This is a genomic window from Streptomyces sp. NBC_00878 (genome assembly GCF_026341515.1).
Classification (GTDB): domain Bacteria; phylum Actinomycetota; class Actinomycetes; order Streptomycetales; family Streptomycetaceae; genus Streptomyces.
Window position 1 is genome coordinate 4,255,948 of record NZ_JAPEOK010000001.1, and the last position, 19,896, is coordinate 4,275,843.

Below are 19,896 nucleotides of genomic sequence, written 5' to 3' on the forward strand. Positions count from 1 at the left end.
GACCACATTCGCCGTCGCCGTCGCCGTCGCCAGCACCTCACACCTTCCCGATCCCCAACGTCGTCTCCGACGGAAGCAGTCCTGATCCGAGTACCGCCACCCAGAACTCCCCCAGCAGATCGGCGAGTCGGCCGGTGGCGTCCGGGCCCAGCGCCCGCCAGGGTGCGGCGGCCAGCTCGTCGGTGTGTCGCTCCACCTCCTGCCGGAGGGCACGGCCGGCGTCCGTCGCGGTGCCGTCGTCGGCCAACAGGCCCCGCGCGACGAGCCGTTCACCCGCCGCCGACCACTCCCCCGCGCTCCACCCCCGGCTCTCGAACCGCTCCACCGACGCGGCGCCTATCGCCGCGAACGACACGAGCGACTCGACGGGGTCGAGGCCCGCGACGAGCAGCGCGGCCAGATGCCCGTCACCGCGGTGCTCACGCAGGATCGTCGCCGCGTGCCACAACTGCTGATGCGGGGCTTCCGGCCAGGGCAACTCGGCGTTGGCGGCGGCCAAGGGGCGGCCCGCCGTGTTCACCGACTCGGCCGCGCGGCGGGCGAGAGAGGCGGCCTCGGCCAGCTCAGGGCTGTCGACACGGTCGCCGAATATCGCTCGATACGCCCGGTCGACGCCCCGCTCCCTCGCCTCGATCGCGGCCTCGGGACTCGCTATCCCCCAAGCGGGGGCCATGTGTTCGGCCACCATGCGAGGGCTGAAGCTGTAGAAGGCAGAAGAGACCCGCTCGGCCCCTACCGCGCCCAACGGGGCCGCCCGCAACGGGAAGTAGCTCGGCCAGCGCTCCCCGACCTCGAAGCCGAGAGCGGTCGCCTCCTCGAAGACCTCCGGCGCGTAGTAGAGCACGGCATGCAGAGGCTCGATCAGGTGCCACATCTGCCGCACCCTGCCGAGCTCGACTCCTCCCCCGCCCAACACCGCCCCGCCGATGTCCACAGACATGACGTGCCCCCTTCGCCCGTTCTCGACCGTCCGACAACTTGACATCGTCTAGATTGCCCGACCCCATCGAACTTGTCAATGCCTAGATTCGGCGTACGCTGCTGACCATGACGAAGAGCACCCCCATGCCGTCCTCCGGGTCCTCCGGGTCCACGCCGCCCACCCGGCCCGCCCGGCCTTCCGCCAAGTCGGCCAAAGCCACCAAGCCCGCCCACACCGGCGAGCCCGCCGAGCCCACCGAGCCCGCCGAGCCCTCGGCCAAGTCCTCCGCCAAATCCGGCGAGCGCCGCGCCTACCACCACGGGGACCTCCGCCGCGCCATCGTGACGGCCGCGCTCGACGCCATCTCCGCCGAGGGCCCCTCCGCGCTGAGCCTGCGGGACCTGGCCCGCCGCGCGGGTGTCTCGCACGCGGCACCGGCCCACCACTTCAAGGACCGCACCGGTCTGCTGACGGCGATCGCGGCGGAGGGTTACGCGCTTCTGGCAGCCACGCTCGCGGAGGCCGCGGATCTACGGGACGCGGGCGTGCGCTACGTCCACTTCGCGCGCGAACACCCGGCCCACTTTCAGGTGATGTTCACACCGGAGCTGCTGCGCGGGAACGACCTGGAGCTGACGACGGCCCGCGCTCTCGCGGGCGGGCGTCTGCGCGACGCCGTCTCGGCCGTCCCGCCCGAGGGCCGCGGCGCCGACGCCCGCCTCGCCGGCGTGGCCGCCTGGTCCCTGGCCCACGGCTTCGCCACGCTGCTGCTCAGCCACAACCTGGACGGACCGCTGGACGGCCAGGACGACCCCGAGGACGTCTTCCGCACGCTCAGCGGCATGCTCTTCCGGGCCACCTGACCTTCCGGGCCATCCGCCCCTCCGTCCACATGGCCCTCCGTCCACATGGCCCTCCGTCCACATGGCCCTCCGTCCACGTGGCCTTCCGTCAAGGTGACCTTCCGCCAACGCGATCCAGCGGGTCCGCTCACGAGCCCTCACGAGCCCTCACGAGACCTCACGAGCCCTCAAGACCCCAGAATCGACGCCAGGAACTCCCCGGTCCACCCCAGCAACTCCCGCCCGACCAGCGGCTTGCCGCCCACCTTCGCCGTCTTCGGGCGGGGCACCAGCACCTGGTGCGCGGCCGGCTTGATCACGGTGCCCGGATACAGCCGCTTGAGACGCAGCTCCTGCGACTCCCTCAACTCCACCGGCGCGAAGCGGATGTTGTTGCCCTGGAGGACGATCTCGCCGACACCGCACGCACGCGCGAGCATCCGCAGCCCCGCCACCAGCAACAGGTTCTCCACCGGCTCGGGCAACTTGCCGTAGCGGTCGACGAGTTCCTCGCGTACCGCCTTGACGTCCTCCTCGGAGTTCACCGAGGCGATCGACCGGTACGCCTGCAGCCGCAGCCGCTCGCCCGGGGCGTAGTCGTGCGGGACGTGCGCGTCGACCGGGAGCTCGATCTTGACCTCCAGCGCCGGCTCCTCCACGACGCCGCCCTCCAGAGAGGCGCGGTAGTCCGCGACCGCCTCGCCGACCATGCGTACGTACAGGTCGAAGCCGACACCGGCGATGTGACCCGACTGCTCGCCGCCCAGCAGGTTGCCCGCGCCGCGGATCTCCAGGTCCTTCATGGCCACGTACATGCCCGCGCCCATCTCGGTGTGCTGGGCGATGGTCGCGAGGCGCTCGTGGGCCGTCTCCGTCAGGGGCTTCTCCGGCGGGTAGAGGAAGTACGCGTACCCCCGCTCCCGGCCACGGCCCACCCGGCCGCGCAGCTGGTGCAGTTGGGAGAGGCCGAAGTTGTCGCCGCGCTCCACGATCAGCGTGTTCGCGTTCGAGATGTCGATGCCCGATTCCACGATGGTCGTGGAGACGAGGACGTCGAACTTCTTCTCCCAGAAGTCGACGACGACCTGTTCCAGGGACTGTTCCGACATCTGGCCGTGGGCGGTCGCGATGCGCGCCTCCGGGACGATCTCGCGGAGCTTCGCGGTCGCCCGGTCGATGGACTCGACTCGGTTGTGGATGTAGAAGACCTGGCCCTCGCGCAGCAGTTCGCGGCGGATGGCCGCGCCGATCTGCTTCTCCTCGTACGGACCGACGAAGGTCAGGACCGGGTGGCGCTCCTCCGGGGGTGTCGTGATCGTCGACATCTCCCTGATTCCCGTCACCGCCATCTCCAGCGTGCGCGGGATCGGGGTCGCCGACATCGTCAGCACGTCCACGTTCGCGCGCAGCTTCTTCAGCTGCTCCTTGTGCTCGACGCCGAACCGCTGCTCCTCGTCGACGATGACGAGCCCCAGGTCCTTGAACTTGGTCTCGGCGGAGAAGAGCCGATGTGTGCCGATCACGACGTCGACCGAGCCCTCGCGCAGGCCCTCCAGGGTCGCCTTCGCCTCGGTGTCCGTCTGGAAGCGGCTCAGCGCCCGGACGTTCACCGGGAATTGCGAGTAGCGCTCGCCGAACGTCCCGAAGTGCTGCTGCACCAGCAGCGTCGTCGGTACGAGGACGGCGACCTGCTTGCCGTCCTGTACCGCCTTGAAGGCCGCGCGGACCGCGATCTCCGTCTTGCCGTAGCCCACGTCGCCACAGACCAGGCGGTCCATCGGGACCGTCTTCTCCATGTCCTCCTTGACCTCGGCGATGGTGGTGAGCTGGTCGGGCGTCTCCGCGTACGGGAACGCGTCCTCCAGTTCGCGCTGCCACGGCGTGTCGCCGCCGAAGGCGTGCCCGGGGGCCGCCATCCGGGCCGAGTACAGCTTGATCAGGTCCGCGGCGATCTCCTTCACCGCCTTCTTGGCGCGCGCCTTGGTCTTCGTCCAGTCGGCGCCGCCGAGGCGGTGGAGGGTCGGGGCCTCGCCGCCCACGTACTTGGTGATCTGTTCCAGCTGGTCGGTGGGGATGTAGAGGCGGTCGCCGGGCTGGCCGCGCTTGGCCGGCGCGTACTCGACCACCAGGTACTCGCGGGTCGCGCCCTGCACCGTCCGCTGGACCATCTCGATGTAGCGGCCGACGCCGTGCTGCTCGTGGACGATGTAGTCGCCGGTTTCGAGGGTGAGCGGGTCGATCGTCTTGCGGCGGCGGGCCGGCATCCGGGCGCCGTCCTTGCCGGCCGCCTTCTGGCCGGAGATGTCGGTCTCCGTGAGGACGGCGAGCTTCAGCGCCGGGTCGATGAATCCGTAGTCGATCGAGCCGCAGGCCACCTGGACGACGGAGGGGACGAGCCCGGCGAGGTCCGACTCCAGGCGGGCGGCGATGCCCTCGCCGCCGAGCACCTCGACGGTGCGGGCCGCCGGGCCGTGGGCCTCAGTGACGAACACCGTGCGCCAGCCGTCCGCGAGCCAGCCCTTGGTGTCGGCGAGGGCCTTCGCGGTGTCGCCGCGGTACGTCTCCGGCGCGTGCATCCCGAGCTTCAGCGTGTCCGCGTCCCCCGCCGCGTCGGCGGCGGATGTGAATGTTTCGTCGGCCGCGAACGGGGACACCGACCACCACATCATGTCCAGTTCGCGGGCCCGGTCCCGTACGTCCGCGATGGACCACAGGGACGCCGCGTCGACGTCGATCGGGGCCTCCCCGCCGCCCGCGGTCGCCGCCCAGGACGCGTGCAGGAACTCCTGCGAGGTCGCCACCAGGTCCGTCGCGCGCGTGCGCACCCGCTCCGGGTCGCAGACGACGGCCATGGAGCCCTTGGGCAGGACGTCGATGAGCAGTTCCATGTCGTCGACGAGGACGGGGGCGAGGGACTCCATGCCCTCGACCGCGATGCCCTCGGCGATCTTGCCGAGCAGTTCGCCCAGCTCGGGGTGGGCCTCGGCCAGCCGGGCCGCCCTCTCCCGTACGTCGTCCGTGAGCAGCAGTTCGCGGCAGGGCGGTGCCCAGAGCCCGTGTGCGGCGACCTCCAGGGACCGCTGGTCGGCGACCTTGAAGTAACGGATCTCCTCGACGTCGTCGCCCCAGAACTCCACGCGCAGCGGGTGCTCCTCGGTGGGCGGGAAGACGTCCAGGATCCCGCCGCGTACGGCGAACTCGCCGCGCTTCTCGACCAGCTCGACCCGTGCGTACGCCGCTGCCGACAGGGCCGCCACGATGTCACCGAGGTCGGCGGTCTGGCCGGTCCGCAGGGCCACCGGCTCCAGGTCACCCAGGCCCTTGACCTGCGGCTGGAGCACCGACCTGATGGGGGCGACCACGACGGAGACCGGGCCGGTCTCCGGGTCGTCGGGGCGCGGGTGCGCGAGTCTGCGCAGGACGGCGAGCCTGCGCCCGACGGTGTCGCTGCGCGGGGACAGGCGTTCGTGCGGCAGCGTCTCCCAGGACGGGTACTCCACGACCCCGTCGGACGGCAGCAGCGAGCGCAGTGCCGCCGCCAGGTCCTCGGCCTCGCGGCCCGTGGCCGTCACGGCCAGCACCGTGCGGCCCGTCTCCCTGGCCAGCGCCGCCACCGCGAACGGGCGGACCGCGGGCGGCCCCACCAGGTCGACGTGCATGCGGTTGCCGTCGCCGGCGGCCCTCACCGCTTCGGTGAGTGCGGCGTCCTTGACGACGGCGTCGAGCAGACCGTGCAGGCTCATGAAGAGGATTCCATCCGAGGATCTGAAGAGCGGGGAGCAGGAACGGGGATCAGGAACGGGGAAGGAGGAGGCGTGTGGGGTGGCGTGGCACGGAACGAAGGAGTTGGGAGGGAGTGGGTGAGGTGGGTGGGCAACGCGAGCCGCCCGACACGTCTGACGGGCCGGGGGTGTCCAGCGTACGACGCCGGGGTCGCCCACGCCCGCGCCTGTGGACAACGCCTGTGGATACCGGGGTCCCTCGCGGATGGCTTCCGCCATTTGGGTATCGTCGTCGGCGTATCGAAACCCGCATACGTCCCGACACCACCACGCCGCCTTGACCGGAGGCCTGTTGACTGAAGGGATGTCCTACAGCGAACCAGCCCGAACAGCGACCCAGATCCGGTGGTGCCCGGGGTGTATCAACGCCCCGTCCGCGACCGCCGAAGTGAGGATGGCGGACCAGTGAGCCGAAACGCACACCACGGAGGGGCGGGTGCCGCGGGCGTGAGTCTGACCGTCAGGCCGATCAGCGCCGCCGAACACTTGGCGTTCGTGCGGGCACAGCGGTCCACCAGCTTTCTGCAGACCCCGGCATGGGCCCACGTCAAGCCCGATTGGCGCAGTGAGTCCCTCGGCTGGTACGACGGCGGGCAGCTGGTCGGTACCGGGCTCGTCCTGCACCGCCCGGTGCCGAAGCTCGACCGCTACACGCTGGCCTATCTGCCCGAGGGCCCGGTCATCGACTGGACCGGCGAGATCAGCGCGTGGCTCGATCCGCTGGCGACGTATCTCAAGGCACACGGCGCGTTCGCGATCCGGCTCGGCCCGCCGGTGTGGACGAACACCTGGAGCGCCGCCCAGGTGAAGGAGGGCGTCGCCAACCCGGACATCAGGCGGCTCACCGACATGCCCAGCCGGGAGGAGAACTCGACAGGCCTGCGCGTGGCCAGGCAGCTCAAGGATGCCGGCTGGCTGCCGCAGAACCCGGAGGACGGCTTCGGGGTCGGACATCCGCAGTTCAAGTACGAGGTTCCGCTGGCGGGCAGGACCGAGGACGACGTACTCAAGGGCATGAACCAGCTCTGGCGCCGCAACGTCAAGAAGGCGGCCAAGGAGGGAGTCGAGGTCACGGTCGGTGACGACCTGATGGCGTTCCACGACCTCTACGTCCACACCGCCGAGCGCGACCACTTCACGCCCCGGCCGCTGCGCTACTTCGAGACCATGTTCGCGGCGCTGCGCGCCGAGGATCCCGAGCGGATCAAGCTCTACCTGGCCCGCCACGAGGGCGACCTGGTCGCCGCCACCATCATGGTCCGCGTCGGCACCCACTCGGTGTACTCCTACGGCGCCTCCTCCACCAAGAAGCGCGAGGTGCGCGGCTCCAACGCCCTCCAGTGGGCGATGATCCGCGACTCGCTGGCGGTCGGCTGCGACGTCTACGACCTGCGCGGCATCACCCCCACCCTCGACTCCGACGACCCGCATGTCGGGCTGATCCAGTTCAAGGTGGGCACCGGCGGTCAGGCGGTGCGGTACGTCGGTGAGTGGGACCTGCCGCTGCGGCCGATGGTCTACAAGGCCTTCGACCTCTACATGAGGCGGCGCGGGCGCTGAGCCCGGTAGCGGCCCCGAACAGCACCACGGCGTGGCGGGTCTTCCCGCGCACCCGGGCGTGACGGGTCTTGCGGCCCACCCCGCCGCACTACGCGAGTGCGGCGGCGACCTCGTCGAGGCGTGACCCGCGGGAGGCCTTGACGAGCACCACGTCGCCGGCGGCGAGGTGGCCGCGCAGCCAGTCGACGGCCGCCTCGTTGTCGGCCAGCGTCACCGCCCGCGCTCCCGCGCCGTCGGCGATCGACCGGGCGGCCTTGCCGACCGCGGCCACCACATCGGCGCGGGCGGCGGCGTACTCCCCGACGGCGCGGTGCTCGGCCTCGCTCTCGTCGCCGAGTTCGAGCATCTCGCCGAGGACGGCGATCCGGCATCCGCCCTCGATCGCCGCCAGCGCGTCCAGGGCCGCGCGGGTCGAGTCGGGGTTGGCGTTGTAGGAGTCGTTGAGCAGCGTCGCGCCGCCAGCGAGTTCGCGCAGCTCCATGCGCCACTTCGACAGCGAGACGGTGGCCAGCGCCGCCGCGGCCGCATCGAGGGGTACGCCGGCCGCCAGTCCCGCCGCCACGGCGGCCGACGCGTTGAGCGCCTGGTGGGCGCCCACGAGCGGCAGCGCGACGGGAACCGAGGCGTCGGCGGTCCCCAGCGTGAAGGACGGCCGGCCGAGCCGGTCCAGCGCCAGGTCGAGCACCCTCATGTCGGCGTGTTCCGCCCGGCCGAAGGCCAGCACCGGACCGTCGGTGAGCGAGCGCATCGCGGCGACCCGGGGATCGTCGGCGTTGAGGACGGCGGTGCCGCCGGGCGCCAGCCCCTGTACGAGTTCACCCTTGGCCTTGGCGATGGCCTCGCGCGACCCGAACTTGCCGAGGTGGGCCTGGCCGACGTTGAGGACGACGGCGACGTCGGGCGCGACCAGGCCGGTGAGGTGGGCGATGTCACCAATGTGGCGGGCGCCCATCTCGAGGACGAGGAACCGGGTGGCCGCGTCGGCGCGCAGCATGGTGAGCGGCACGCCGAGTTCGTTGTTGAACGAGCCGGTCGTGGCGATCGTCGGCGCGGTGCTCGACAGCACGGCGGCCAGCAGGTCCTTGGTGCTGGTCTTGCCCTGGGAACCGGTCACCCCGACAACGGTCAGCCCGTCGCGCAGCCGGGCCACGACGTGGGCACCCAGCGCCTGCAGCGCGGCCTGGGCGTCCTCGACGACGACGGTGGGCAGCGACGTGGGCCGGGAGCCGAGCACGGCCACCGCGCCGGCCCGGCCTGCCTGTTCGGCGTACTCGTGGCCGTCGACGTGTTCGCCGGCGAAGGCGACGAAGAGGCCGCCCTGTTCGGCCTGCCTGCTGTCGAGCACGGCGGGCGCGGTCACCGTCACAGCGCTGTCGCCCTCGACCGTCCCGCCGACGGCCGCGGCGATCTCGCCGAGGCTGAGCGGGATCATGCGCAGACGGCGCGAAGGCCGGCGAGCGGGAGCAGGTTGACGAGGCAGCGGTCGACGGAACAGCGGTCGTCGGAGGCTGGTTCGCTGTGGGTCATACGTGCAGTCAACATGCCTCCAGGCAATTCGGCGTGCTGTTGCGAGCACGTATGTGCTTTTCGATACACAACGGCATGCTACCGATCGGTCGCATCGAGAGCGTGCATGGCGCCGTGCACGCCGGGATCCTCGCGCGTCCTCGCCGGGACTTTCACACGTCTTCGACCTGCGGTCGGTCCGTGTCCGGTTGACAAGACCCCTGTCGCCCGGGTCAAATCCTCTTCGGCGCGGCCGCCAAGCCCTCGGACTTCGATGATCAACATGCGCATGGTTCCAGTGTTACCGTTCAGTAACGACTTGTAACATATCGAAATGCGCATACGTGGGGACAACACCGCGCCACCTTGACTGGAGGCATGTTGACTTCGCGCATGACCCACAGCGAACCGGCCCGCGCAGCGGCCCGCCGCACGGGATCGCCGACGACCACGCCCTCCTCGGGCGCCCCGGCAACCGGAATCACCATTTATGGGTGCGGACAGGACGAGGCCGCTTTGTTCCGGGAGATGGCACCCCGCTTCGGCGTCATACCGACCATCACGGAGGAGACGGTCTCCGAAGCCAATATTGAACTGGCGTTCGGAAACCGGTGCATCAGCGTAAGCCACAAAGTGCGGATTGCTAATTCTGCCCTTCTTGCGTTCAGCCAGGCAGGTGTAGCGTACATCTCCACGAGGAGTATCGGCTACAATCACATCGACGTGGAATACGCAGAAAGCGTCGGAATTTCCGTCGGGAACGTCGCCTATTCGCCGGACAGTGTTGCCGACTACACACTGATGCTGATGCTGATGGCAGTACGGAATGCGAAATCCACTGTCCGTCGCACGGATGCGCATGATTACCGGCTGCACGATGTGCGCGGGAAAGAGCTGCGCGACCTGACCGTCGGAGTGGTCGGCACGGGACGCATCGGTACGGCAGTCGTGGACAGGCTGCGGGGTTTCGGCTGTCGAATACTGGCCCACGACAACAGCCCCAAGGTCGACGTTGAATACGTTCCTCTCGATGAGTTGCTGCAACTGAGCGACATCGTCTCGCTCCACGCACCCCTCAACGAGGACACGTACCATCTTCTCAATCATCAACGCATCGAGAAGATGAGGCAGGGCGCGTACGTCATCAATACCGGACGCGGCCCGCTGATCGACACCGAGGCCCTTGTTCCGGCGTTGGAAGAAGGCAGGCTGGGCGGTGCGGCGCTGGATGTCCTCGAAGGCGAGGAAGGGATATTCTACGCCGACCTCAGAAACAAGCCCATCGAAAGCAAACTGCTGCTGCGGCTGCAGAAGCTGCCGAATGTGCTCATCAGCCCGCACACTGCCTACTACACCGACCACGCGCTGAGCGACACGGTCGAGAACTCCATCACGAACTGCCTGAAATTCGAAAGCAGGAATCAGCATGGCTAAGCTGAAAATCGGCGTAATATTCGGAGGCTGTTCAGAAGAACACCCCATCTCCATCAAGTCGGCGCGAGAAGTCGCACAAAACATCGATGTCGAGAAGTACGAACCGTTCTACATCGGGATCACGCAGAGCGGCGACTGGAAGCTCTGTGACGGCCCCGACCCGAATTGGGAGAACGGCGAGTGCCGTCCGGTTGTGCTGTCACCGGACAGGAGCGTGCACGGACTGATCATCCTGGAGGAGGGGAAGTACGAGACGATCCGTCTGGACGTCGTATTGCCCGTTCTGCACGGCAAGTTCGGTGAGGACGGCGCGATGCAGGGGCTGCTGGAGCTCTCCGGCATCCCCTACGTGGGCTGCGACGTTCAGAGCTCCGCCCTGTGCATGGACAAGTCCCTCGCCTACGTCGTCGCCAGGAGCGCGGGAATCGCCACGCCCGATTTCTGGACCGTCATGGCGGGCGAGAAGATCGACCCCGACCTGCTCACCTACCCTGTCTTCGTGAAGCCGGCCCGCTCGGGGTCGTCCTTCGGCGTCAGCAAGGTGTCCAGCGAGGAGGAACTGCAGAGCGCGGTGGAGACCGCGAGGCAGTACGACTCGAAGGTGCTGATCGAAGGGGCCGTCATCGGCAGCGAGATCGGATGCGCCATCCTGGGGAACGAGTTGGACCTGTTCGCGGGCGAGGTGGATCGAGTCGACCTCTCGCACGGGTTCTTCAGGATCCACCAGGAGGACTCGCCCGAAACCGGTTCCGAGAACTCCACATTCATCGTTCCCGCCGACATTCCGGAAGAGCTGCGATCACGCGTCCGGGAAGCGGCGAAGGACGTGTACCGCGCCTTGGGGTGCAGGGGTCTCGCACGGGTGGACATGTTCCTCAAGGAGGACGGCGAAGTCGTCCTCAACGAGGTCAACACGCTGCCCGGTCTGACCTCGTACAGCCGCTACCCGAGGATGATGGCGGCCGCGGACGTGCCGCTGTCCGAAGTGATCGACCGGACCGTTTCGCTCGCATTGGCGGGGAAAAACAGGTGAATGAAGATTTCGTCTTCATGGACGAGCACATATCCGGAATACGCTGGGACGCCAAGTACGCCACGTGGGACAACTTCACCGGCAAGCCGGTGGACGGGTACCTGGCAAATCGGATAGTCGGTACGAAGGCTTTGTGTGCGGCTCTGGAAAAGGCGCAGAAGCAGGCCGAATCCCTCGAATTCGGCCTGCTCCTCTGGGACGGCTACCGCCCGCAACGCGCCGTGGACGCCTTTCTGCGCTGGTCGCAACAGCCGGAGGACGGCCAGAAGAAGCTGCGGCACTACCCGAACATCGACAGAGGCGAGATGTTCGAAAAGGGGTACGTGGCCGCGAAGTCGGGCCACAGCCGCGGTAGCACCGTTGACCTGACGCTGTATCACCTGAACACCGGTGAACTTGCCCCCATGGGCGGTGACCATGACGTGATGGATTCGATTTCCCATCATGGAGCACAAGGGGTCACCGAAACCGAGGCGGCAAACCGTGAGCACCTGCGCTCCATCATGGGTGCCTGCGGATTCAGCGCGTACGAGTATGAGTGGTGGCATTACACGTTGAAGGGCGAGCCCTACCCGGACACCTATTTCGATTTCCCCATCGCGTAGTTGTCCCGTGGTTGGCTCGTGGTTGTCTCGTGCCTGAGGGCTCCGCCCCCGCGCACGCCAGAGCCCGGCACCGCCAAGTCCGAAGACTTGCCGGTGCCGGGCTCTTTTTCCCCCGTGACCCCCGTACACGGTGGCTCTGAGGCGGCGATGGCGGCTGCCGCCGCGGTGGCTAGTCCGTCGCGATCGCGTTCAGTACGTTCATGCGGCCCGCCCTGAACGCCGGGACCAGTGCGGCGAACAGGCCCACGAAGGCCGAGCCGATGAAGACGCCGATGATGGTCGGCCAGGGGATTTCGAGGACCTTGAGGCCCTCCAGGGCGAGGAGCTTCTGGGCGGTGGCGCCCCAGCCCATGCCCAGACCGAGGCCGAGCAGCGCTCCGAAGAGGGCGATGACGACCGACTCCAGGCGGATCATGCGGCGCAGCTGGCGGCGTGAGAGGCCGATGGCCCGCATCAGGCCGATCTCCCTCGTGCGCTCCACCACCGACAGGGCCAGGGTGTTCACGACGCCCAGGACCGCCACGATGATCGCGAGGGCCAGCAGGCCGTAGACCATGTTCAGGAGCTGGCCGATCTGGTCCTTGAGCTCCTGCTTGTAGTCGGTCTGGTCACGGACCTGGTACTGCGGGTACGGGTCGAGGGACTTCTTCAGGGCCGCGTACGCCGCCTTCTCCTGGCCGTCCTTGGCCTTGGCGAACATCATGTCGTTCGGCGGGATCTTGTCGGCCGGGACGTACTTCTCGACCGTCGAGATGTTCATGTAGCGCGCGCCCTTGTCGATGGCCACGTCGTCGTTCGTGATCGCCGCGACCTTCAGCTTGGCGGTCCGGCCGTCCTTGAAGGCGACGGTCATCGTGTCGCCGACCCGCACGCCGTGCTTCTTGGCGTAACCGGAGCCGACCGCCATCGCATCCTTGCCGTACGCCGCAGCCAGGTCACCGGCAGTGGTCTCGCGGCGCAGGTCGCTCGCGTACGTCGGGTCCGCGGCCGTCACGTCGCTGTTCTCGGTCTTGCCGTCGGGCGAGGTCAGCTTGGCCTCGACCTCCTTGTAGCTGGTGACGTGTGCCATGCCCGGTGTCGACTCGATGGCCTTCTGGGCCTGCGGGACGATCCGCTGGTTGCCCTGGATGATGAAGTCCGTGCCGACCGACTTGTCGAGCTCCTCGGTCGCGGAGGCCACCATCGAGGAGCCGACCACGGAGAGGCAGGCGACCAGCGCGAGGCCGATCATCAGGGCCGCGCCCGTGGCGCCGGTGCGGCGCGGGTTGCGCAGCGCGTTCCGCTCGGCCAGTCGTCCCACGGGTCCGAAGCCGCGCAGCAGGACCGCGCTGATGGCCCGGACCACGCCGCCCGCGAGCAGCGGGCCGATGATGACGAACCCGATCAGCGAGAGCACCACACCGGCACCCAGCATCATCGAGCCGTCGCTCGCCTTGTCGGCGGAGGCCGCCGTGTAGAGCGCCGCGGCACCGCCGCCCGTGAGGAGGAGGCCGATGATGCCCCGGATCCAGCCGGCCTTGCCGTCGGCCGGCGTACCGGCGTCGCGCAGCGCGGCCATCGGGGAGACCTTGCCCGCGCGGCGGGCGGGCAGATAGGCGGCCAGCACCGTGACGACGACGCCGAGGACCAGGCCGACGACCGGGGTCGTCGTCTTCACCGTCAGGTCGGCGGTGGAGAGGTTCATGCCCGCCATCGACATGAGCTTCATGAGGCCGATCGCGATACCGACGCCCGCCGCGACACCCAGGATCGAGCCCACGACACCGAGCAGCAGGGCCTCGATCAGCACGGACCGGTTGACCTGCTTGCGGGACGAGCCGATCGCCCGCATCAGGCCGATCTCACGGGTGCGCTGGGCGACCAGCATCGAGAAGGTGTTGATGATGAGGAAGATGCCGACCAGGAAGGCGATTCCGGCGAAGCCGAGCATGGCGTACTTGATGACGTTCATGAACTCGCCGACGCCCTCGCGGTTCTCGTCCGAGAACTCCTTCTGCGTCTGGATCTTGTACGCACCGGCTGCGCTCTCGCCACCGGCGAGCGTCGTGGAGACGTTCTGCTTGAGCTGCGTGTCGCTGACGCCCGACGCCGCCGAGACGTTGATCTGCGTGAACCGGCCGGTCTCGCCGAGCAGTTCGCGCTGTGCGGTGGCGGTGTCGAAGTAGACGATGGCGGCACCGGGGTTGGTCACCTTGAAGGTGGCGATGCCCACGATCTTCGCCGTGAAGTCACCGGTGACGGCGATGGTGCGCAGCTCGTCACCCATCTTGAGGTGGTGCTTGTCCGCGGTGTCGGAGTCGACCATGACCTCGGTGGGCCCGCGCGGGGCGTGTCCGGAGGTGATCTCCATCGCGCGCAGGTCGTTCTTCGTCCAGTTGCCCGCGATCGTCGGGGCGCCGGTGCTGGACCCCATGTTCTTGTTGTCGCTGTTGACGACGGTCACGTTCATCGAACCGACCGCGCCCTCGGCCGACTTGACGCCCTCCGCCTTCTGCGCCTGTGCGACGGCCGACGCGGGCAGCGACGCCGGCTTGCCGTTCTGCGGGGTCGAGCCGTCCGCCTTGGCCGCCTTGGGGGAGACCGTGACGTCGGACGCGGTGGTCGCGAAGAGCTTGTCGAAAGTCGTGTTCATCGTGTCGGTGAACACGAGCGTGCCGCACACGAAGGCGACCGACAGCAGGACGGCGACAGCAGACAGGGCCATCCGCCCCTTGTGGGCGAAGAAGTTGCGTATCGAGGTCTTGAAGACAGTCATGACGTACGCCCCCGGGCGTCGAAGTCCTTCATGCGGTCGAGGACGGCGTCCGCGGTGGGCTTGTACATCTCGTCGACGATCCGGCCGTCGGCGAGGTACAGCACACGGTCCGCGTACGAAGCGGCCACCGGGTCGTGCGTGACCATCACGATGGTCTGGCCGAGCTCGTCGACCGAGCGGCGCAGGAAGCCCAACACCTCGGAACCGGCGCGCGAGTCGAGGTTTCCGGTCGGTTCGTCACCGAAGATGATCTCGGGCCGGGCGGCCAGGGCCCGTGCCACGGCGACGCGCTGCTGCTGGCCGCCGGAGAGCTGGTTCGGCCGGTGCTTGAGCCGGTCGGCGAGCCCGACGGTCTCGACGACCTGGCTCAGCCAGCCCTTGTCCGGCTTGCGGCCGGCGATGTCCATCGGCAGCGTGATGTTCTCCAGCGCGTTCAGCGTCGGCAGCAGGTTGAACGCCTGGAAGATGAAGCCGATCCGGTCCCGGCGCAGCTGCGTGAGCTTCTTGTCCTTGAGGCCGGTGATCTCGGTCTCGTCGAGGTAGATCTGCCCGGAGGAAACGGTGTCGAGGCCCGCGAGGCAGTGCATCAGCGTGGACTTGCCGGACCCCGAGGGGCCCATGATCGCGGTGAACCTGCCCCGCGCTATGTCCACGTCCACCTGGTCCAGAGCGACGACGCGGGTCTCGCCGGACCCGTACGCCTTGACGACCTGCCGCGCCCGTGCGGCAACGGCCGTACGCTCTCCAGTGCCCCCGTGCCTGGGAATGGTTACAGCCGATGTCACGGTATGTCTCCTAAGTCGGTCGCCCTTGAGGACGACGGGATCTGCGGTTGACCAGGTCGTGCGGTTTCGCCGTGCGCTCGTGCCGTGCGCTATGTCGTGCACTCGTGCTGTGCGTGACGTCCTGCACTCGTGCCGTGCGGTTACAGCGACAAGTCTCGTGGCGGAGGGTGGTCCACCGCGCTGGTGCCCAGCGCAGTCTTCTGCTGGGGAAAACCCCACCCCCGCCAGTGCGGTACACCGCCCCCCAGCGGCATAAAGCCAGGTTAAAGAGCAGATCGGCCTCTCTCCTCCTCCGGCAGTACGAACCCTCCCCGAGCCGTAGTACGGAGATCCCCCTAGGGGCTCTCCACCCATCGGTGGATGACCTCTCAGGGACGCCTCCACCCGTGAGCCCAGCCAGTGGGCGCCCTCCCGCGACGGGTGGGGCAAGTGGGAGAGTGGCTTCCGGCAGATAGGTGCAGGGGGAAGGAATCCAGTGGGCCAGGGGGAAGACACCGAGATACCCGCCGCGACAGAGGACGGGCCCGCCACCCCGCGGGCCGGGGCCCGCGGCCGGAGAGCCGTCGTCGCCGCCCTCATGCTCTGCATGGGCCTCGCCGCGCTCGACTCCACCATCGTGTCGACGGCCGTCCCGCAGATCGTCGGCGACCTCGGCGGCTTCTCCGTCTTCTCGTGGCTGTTCTCCGGCTATCTGCTCGCCGTGACGGTCTCGCTCCCCGTCTACGGCAAGCTCTCCGACACCTTCGGCCGCAAGCCGGTGCTGATCGGGGGCTCGATCCTCTTCCTCCTCGGCTCCCTGCTCTGCGCGGTCGCCTGGAACATGGCCGCGCTGATCGCCTTCCGGGTCGTCCAGGGCCTCGGCGGCGGCGCCCTCCAGGGCACGGTCCAGACCCTCGCCGCCGACCTCTACCCGCTCGAACAACGCCCCAAGATCCAGGCCAAGTTGTCCACGGTCTGGGCCACGTCGGCGGTCGCGGGCCCGGCGCTCGGCGGGGTGCTCGCCGCCTACGCCGACTGGCGCTGGATCTTCCTCATCAACCTGCCGCTCGGCGCGGTCGCGCTCTGGCTGCTGATCCGCCACCTCCACGAGCCCCAGCGCAAACGCTCACAGGACCACGGGTACGAACACGAAGGCAATGGCGCAGGCGCAGGCGCAGGCGGGGCCACCGACCGCCCCCGCATCGACTGGGCCGGCGCGCTCACGGTCTTCGCCTGCGGCGGCGTACTCCTGACGGCCCTGGTGCAGGGCGGGGTGGCCTGGCCGTGGCTCTCGCCGCCCTCAATCGCCTTGTTCGGTACGGGACTTGCCCTGATCGCCGCTCTCGTCGTCATCGAACGCCGGGCCGCCGAACCGATCATCCCCGGCTGGGTCTGGCGCCGCCGCACGATCGCCGCCGTGAACCTGGCACTGGGCGCGCTGGGCCTCCTGATGGTCGCGCCGACGGTCTTCCTCCCGACGTACGCGCAGTCGGTGCTGGGCCTCGCCCCGATCACCGCCGGATTCGTGCTCTCCGTATGGACGTTGAGCTGGCCGGTCTCGGCGGCGCTCAGCCAGCACGTCTACCGGCGCATCGGCTTCCGCAACACGGCGATGCTCGGCATCGGCACGGCCACGCTGATCCTGTTCGCCTTCCCCTTCCTCCCGTACCCCGGCGAGGCCTGGCAGCCCACCCTCCTGATGTTCCTGCTCGGCGGCGCGCTCGGGCTCTTCCAACTCCCGCTGATCATCGGCGTGCAGTCGAGCGTCGGCTGGTCCGAACGCGGCACGGCCACCGCGTCCGTACTCTTCTGCCGCCAGACCGGCCAGACGATCGGCGCCGCCCTCTTCGGCGCGATCGCGAACGGGGTACTGGCCTCCCGGCTCGGCGGCGCGGGCGACCTGGACTCGGTGACGAAGTCCCTGGACTCGGGCACCCCCGACGAGCACGTACGCCGAGCGGTCGCGGAGGCCGTCCACTCCGTCTACTTCGGCGCGGCCTGCGCGGCCGGACTCGCCTTCCTGGTCCTGCTGTTGGTGGCACCGCGCCGCTTCCCGGTGAAGCAGGGCCCGGAGGACTGAGGCACCCGGAGTACCGAGGGACCGGCATGCTCATGCCGTGGAGACGTCATTGGCATGGGGCCGTAACACTCCTGTTGGAGGCTCGTGGCGCACCTTCCGGCTCTCCAGCAACTCACCCCCCACGAAGCCGGGTTCGATCGGACGATGTGCCCAGCCCACGCAGGTCGCGGCCCACGCAGGTCGCGGGCCGAGGGCTGCGGGTTAGGAGACATTGATGACCCAAGATGCATCCAGACGTAATTTCCTGAGATCCGTCGGCGTCGCGGGCGGCGCCGGAATGCTCTACTCGGCGATGGGCGCGATGGGGCTGGCCCCGGTCCCGGAAGCGCGGGCGGAGGCGTACCGGCCGCCCCGGAAGAGCGACTTCACGCTCGCCGGGCAGAGCGGCAAGAACGGCAAGAAGATCCTGATACTCGGCGGCGGCATCGCCGGGCTGGCGACGGCGTACGAGCTGGGCAAGGCGGGCTACGACTGCCGGATCCTGGAGGCGAAGGACCGCCCCGGCGGCCGCAACTGGACGGTCCGCGGCGGCACCACGCTCACCGACCTGGACGGGCGCACCCAGACGGCGTCCTTCTCCAAGGGCCAGTACATGAACGCGGGCCCGGCCCGGCTGCCGCAGTCCCATGTCACGCTCGAATACTGCCGTGAACTCGGCGTTCCGCTGGAGGTGTTCACCAACCAGAACGCCAACGCGTACATCTACCACGAGAACAGCGCCGCCCAGGCGGGCAAGGCGATCCGCTGGCGCACCGCGAAGGCCGACGCCTACGGATATGTCTCCGAGCTGCTCGCGAAAGCCACCGACCAGGGCGCCCTGGACACAGCACTCACAGCCGACGACAAGGAACGGCTGATCGCGTTCCTGCAGAACTTCGGTGCCATCAAGGGCAAAGCCGATGGCTTCGCCTACACCGGCTCCGACCGGCGCGGGTACTCGGTCGAGCCGGGTGCGGCCTTCGAGGAGGGCACGGTACTCGGCCCGGTGCCATCGTTGTCAGACGTCATCGGGAGCGGCGTCGGGCAGCGCTTCTCCTTCGAGTTCGGCTACGACCAGGCCATGCTGATGTTCCAGCCGGTGGGCGGGATGGACGCGATCCCGTACGCGCTGGCGAAGGCCGTCGGCGAGGACCGGATCACCTACGGCGCCAAGGCGTTGGAGGTCAAGGATCTCCCCGACGGCGCCGAGGTCGTCTACCAGGACGCACACGGCCGAACCCGCAGCCGGCGCGCCGACTTCGTCGTGGCGGCCCTTCCACCCATGGTCATGGCCCGGATCAAGCACAACCTCGGCGCGGACGTCACCGCCGCGCTGAAGTACCCCGTCCCGAACCCGGTCGGCAAGGTGGGCCTCGAATACCGCAGCCGCTGGTGGGAGACGGACGAGCACATCTACGGCGGCATCACGCCGACCGACATGGACCTGGGCCCCATCTGGTACCCCTCGTACGGCTACCAGGGCCGCCGCGGCACCCTCATCGGCTACTACAACACCGGCGCCAACGCCGTCACCTACGGAGCCCTGACGCACGCCGAGCGGGTGAAGCGGGCGGTGAGCCAGGGTGTGAAGATCCACGGCGACAAGTACCGCACAGAGCTCGACCGTTCCTTCAGCGTGGCCTGGCACCGCACGCCCCACATCGAGGCCGGCTGGGTGATCTGGCCCTCGCAGAGCGGCCCGGAGTACAAGCTGCTCAACAAGCCCGCGGGCCATGTCCACTTCGCCGGCGACTGGCTCAGCCATGTCATCGCCTGGCAGCACGGCGCGTTCACCTCGGCCCGCAAGGTCGTCACTGACATCCACGAAAGGGTGATGGCCGCATGAAGCGGCGCACGAAGATCCTTACCGCCACGGCCCTGACCGGCACGCTCCTCACCGGCGGCACCGCGCTGGCCGACGCCCGGGGCTGGTGGCCCGGCCCGAAGACGGTACGCGTGATGCTGCCCGAGGGGCAGACCAACCCGTCCATCGCGAACGGCGTGGCGCTGGGCGGGGAGGTGGCCGTCTACCAGAGCAGCGGCCTCGGCCCGACCGCGCTGAACCCGAGCGCCCCGGCGGGCACTCCCGAGAGCTTCACCGACCCCGCTCTCACCGAGGGGGCCACGGGTGTCACGATCACCGAGGCCCAGGCCCTCGTCGTCCTGCGCAACATCAAGACCAACCTGGAGGCCGCGGGCCTGACCCCGGCCGACGTCATCACGATGAAGGCCTATCTGGCCAATCCGCCGGGCGCGGAGATCGCCGACTACGCGGGCTGGAACCGCGCGTACCGGCAGTACTTCGCCAACATCGACCTGAAGTCGCACGAGGTCGTACCGGTACCGATGGGCACCTCGCCCGCCAAGGCCCCGCTGCTCGCCAACAACGCCCGCCCGGCCCGGGTGTCGACGGAGGTCGCCTCGCTGCCCGTCCAGGGCTGGCTCGTCGAGGTCGAGGTGACCGCGAGGTACAAGAAGCGCTAGTCGGGGCACCCCCGAGGCCCTTGTCCGGGTCGCGGTCCGCCTCGCGCAGGGGGCGGACCGCGGCGCGGCCCGTGTGTGCTGAAGCCATGGGCGCGGGCTGGATACGGGACGGCCAGTCATAACCATCCACCGAACGGACACTGGGCGCGT

13 protein-coding genes are annotated in these 19,896 nt (G+C 68.9%); 8 read left to right on the forward strand and 5 right to left on the reverse strand.

Features of this window, described 5'->3' with window-relative positions; translation table 11 throughout:
- Positions 1–37: 37 nt before the first annotated feature.
- Positions 38–940: a hypothetical protein gene (locus OHA11_RS17725; RefSeq protein ID WP_266497342.1), complete on the reverse strand. Its 903-nt coding sequence runs from the start codon at positions 938–940 to the stop codon at positions 38–40.
- Between the two features lie 320 nt (positions 941–1,260).
- Here OHA11_RS17725 and OHA11_RS17730 point away from each other — a divergent pair, with 320 nt between their 5' ends.
- Positions 1,261–1,785, forward strand: a complete 525-nt coding sequence (locus OHA11_RS17730; protein ID WP_266507262.1) for a TetR/AcrR family transcriptional regulator — start codon at positions 1,261–1,263, stop codon at positions 1,783–1,785.
- A gap of 167 nt (positions 1,786–1,952) precedes the next feature.
- On the opposite strand, the gene mfd is transcribed toward OHA11_RS17730, so the two are convergent.
- Positions 1,953–5,507, reverse strand: coding sequence for a transcription-repair coupling factor (gene mfd, locus OHA11_RS17735; RefSeq protein ID WP_266497345.1), 3,555 nt, complete (start codon positions 5,505–5,507; stop codon positions 1,953–1,955).
- Between the two features lie 486 nt (positions 5,508–5,993).
- On the opposite strand from mfd, the gene OHA11_RS17740 reads away from it, so the two are divergent.
- On the forward strand, positions 5,994–7,106 hold the full coding sequence (locus OHA11_RS17740) for a peptidoglycan bridge formation glycyltransferase FemA/FemB family protein (protein WP_266497347.1): 1,113 nt from the start codon (positions 5,994–5,996) through the stop codon (positions 7,104–7,106).
- An 88-nt stretch (positions 7,107–7,194) separates the two neighbouring features.
- Here OHA11_RS17740 and murF read toward each other — a convergent pair whose 3' ends face one another.
- Entirely contained in the window at positions 7,195–8,538 is a 1,344-nt protein-coding gene (gene murF, locus OHA11_RS17745) for a UDP-N-acetylmuramoyl-tripeptide--D-alanyl-D-alanine ligase (RefSeq protein WP_266497350.1), read from the reverse strand.
- Positions 8,539–9,005: 467 nt separating this feature from the next.
- On the opposite strand from murF, the gene vanH reads away from it, so the two are divergent.
- Genes vanH through vanX form a run of 3 tightly spaced genes read left to right on the forward strand, consistent with a single transcriptional unit; the run spans position 9,006 to position 11,684 of the window.
- Positions 9,006–10,046: a D-lactate dehydrogenase VanH gene (gene vanH / locus OHA11_RS17750; RefSeq protein WP_266497353.1), complete on the forward strand. Its 1,041-nt coding sequence runs from the start codon at positions 9,006–9,008 to the stop codon at positions 10,044–10,046.
- Entirely contained in the window at positions 10,039–11,079 is a 1,041-nt protein-coding gene (gene vanA-Sc, locus OHA11_RS17755) for a D-alanine--(R)-lactate ligase VanA-Sc (RefSeq protein ID WP_266497356.1), read from the forward strand. Before vanH ends, vanA-Sc begins: the two co-directional genes overlap by 8 nt.
- Positions 11,076–11,684, forward strand: coding sequence for a D-Ala-D-Ala dipeptidase VanX (gene vanX, locus OHA11_RS17760; RefSeq protein ID WP_266497358.1), 609 nt, complete (start codon positions 11,076–11,078; stop codon positions 11,682–11,684). The genes vanA-Sc and vanX overlap by 4 nt, the downstream gene beginning before the upstream one ends.
- Positions 11,685–11,853: 169 nt before the next feature.
- Here vanX and OHA11_RS17765 read toward each other — a convergent pair whose 3' ends face one another.
- Positions 11,854–14,439, reverse strand: coding sequence for an ABC transporter permease (locus OHA11_RS17765; RefSeq protein WP_266497361.1), 2,586 nt, complete (start codon positions 14,437–14,439; stop codon positions 11,854–11,856).
- Entirely contained in the window at positions 14,436–15,224 is a 789-nt protein-coding gene (locus OHA11_RS17770; RefSeq protein WP_266497364.1) for an ABC transporter ATP-binding protein, read from the reverse strand. Before OHA11_RS17770 ends, OHA11_RS17765 begins: the two co-directional genes overlap by 4 nt.
- 499 nt (positions 15,225–15,723) lie before the next feature.
- On the opposite strand from OHA11_RS17770, the gene OHA11_RS17775 reads away from it, so the two are divergent.
- The 3 genes from OHA11_RS17775 to OHA11_RS17785 all read left to right on the forward strand — a co-directional run bounded on the left by OHA11_RS17775 (position 15,724) and on the right by OHA11_RS17785 (position 19,746).
- Positions 15,724–17,283 (forward strand): MFS transporter, encoded by a 1,560-nt coding sequence (locus tag OHA11_RS17775; RefSeq protein ID WP_266507263.1) that lies wholly within the window; start codon positions 15,724–15,726, stop codon positions 17,281–17,283.
- Positions 17,284–17,497: 214 nt separating this feature from the next.
- Positions 17,498–19,108, forward strand: coding sequence for a flavin monoamine oxidase family protein (locus OHA11_RS17780; RefSeq protein WP_266497366.1), 1,611 nt, complete (start codon positions 17,498–17,500; stop codon positions 19,106–19,108).
- Positions 19,105–19,746, forward strand: a complete 642-nt coding sequence (locus OHA11_RS17785; RefSeq protein WP_266497368.1) for a Rid family hydrolase — start codon at positions 19,105–19,107, stop codon at positions 19,744–19,746. Before OHA11_RS17780 ends, OHA11_RS17785 begins: the two co-directional genes overlap by 4 nt.
- Positions 19,747–19,896: the final 150 nt, after the last annotated feature.

Bases quoted from the DNA above. Each gene is read 5' to 3' on its own strand.
- OHA11_RS17765 (WP_266497361.1), bottom strand. From the start codon at position 14,439: ATGACTGTCTTCAAGACCTCGATACGCAACTTCTTCGCCCACAAGGGG.
- OHA11_RS17785 (WP_266497368.1), top strand. From the start codon at position 19,105: ATGAAGCGGCGCACGAAGATCCTTACCGCCACGGCCCTGACCGGCACG.
- OHA11_RS17780 (WP_266497366.1), top strand. From the start codon at position 17,498: ATGACCCAAGATGCATCCAGACGTAATTTCCTGAGATCCGTCGGCGTC.
- murF (WP_266497350.1), bottom strand. From the start codon at position 8,538: ATGATCCCGCTCAGCCTCGGCGAGATCGCCGCGGCCGTCGGCGGGACG.
- mfd (WP_266497345.1), bottom strand. From the start codon at position 5,507: ATGAGCCTGCACGGTCTGCTCGACGCCGTCGTCAAGGACGCCGCACTC.
- vanH (WP_266497353.1), top strand. From the start codon at position 9,006: ATGACCCACAGCGAACCGGCCCGCGCAGCGGCCCGCCGCACGGGATCG.
- OHA11_RS17725 (WP_266497342.1), bottom strand. From the start codon at position 940: ATGTCTGTGGACATCGGCGGGGCGGTGTTGGGCGGGGGAGGAGTCGAG.
- vanA-Sc (WP_266497356.1), top strand. From the start codon at position 10,039: ATGGCTAAGCTGAAAATCGGCGTAATATTCGGAGGCTGTTCAGAAGAA.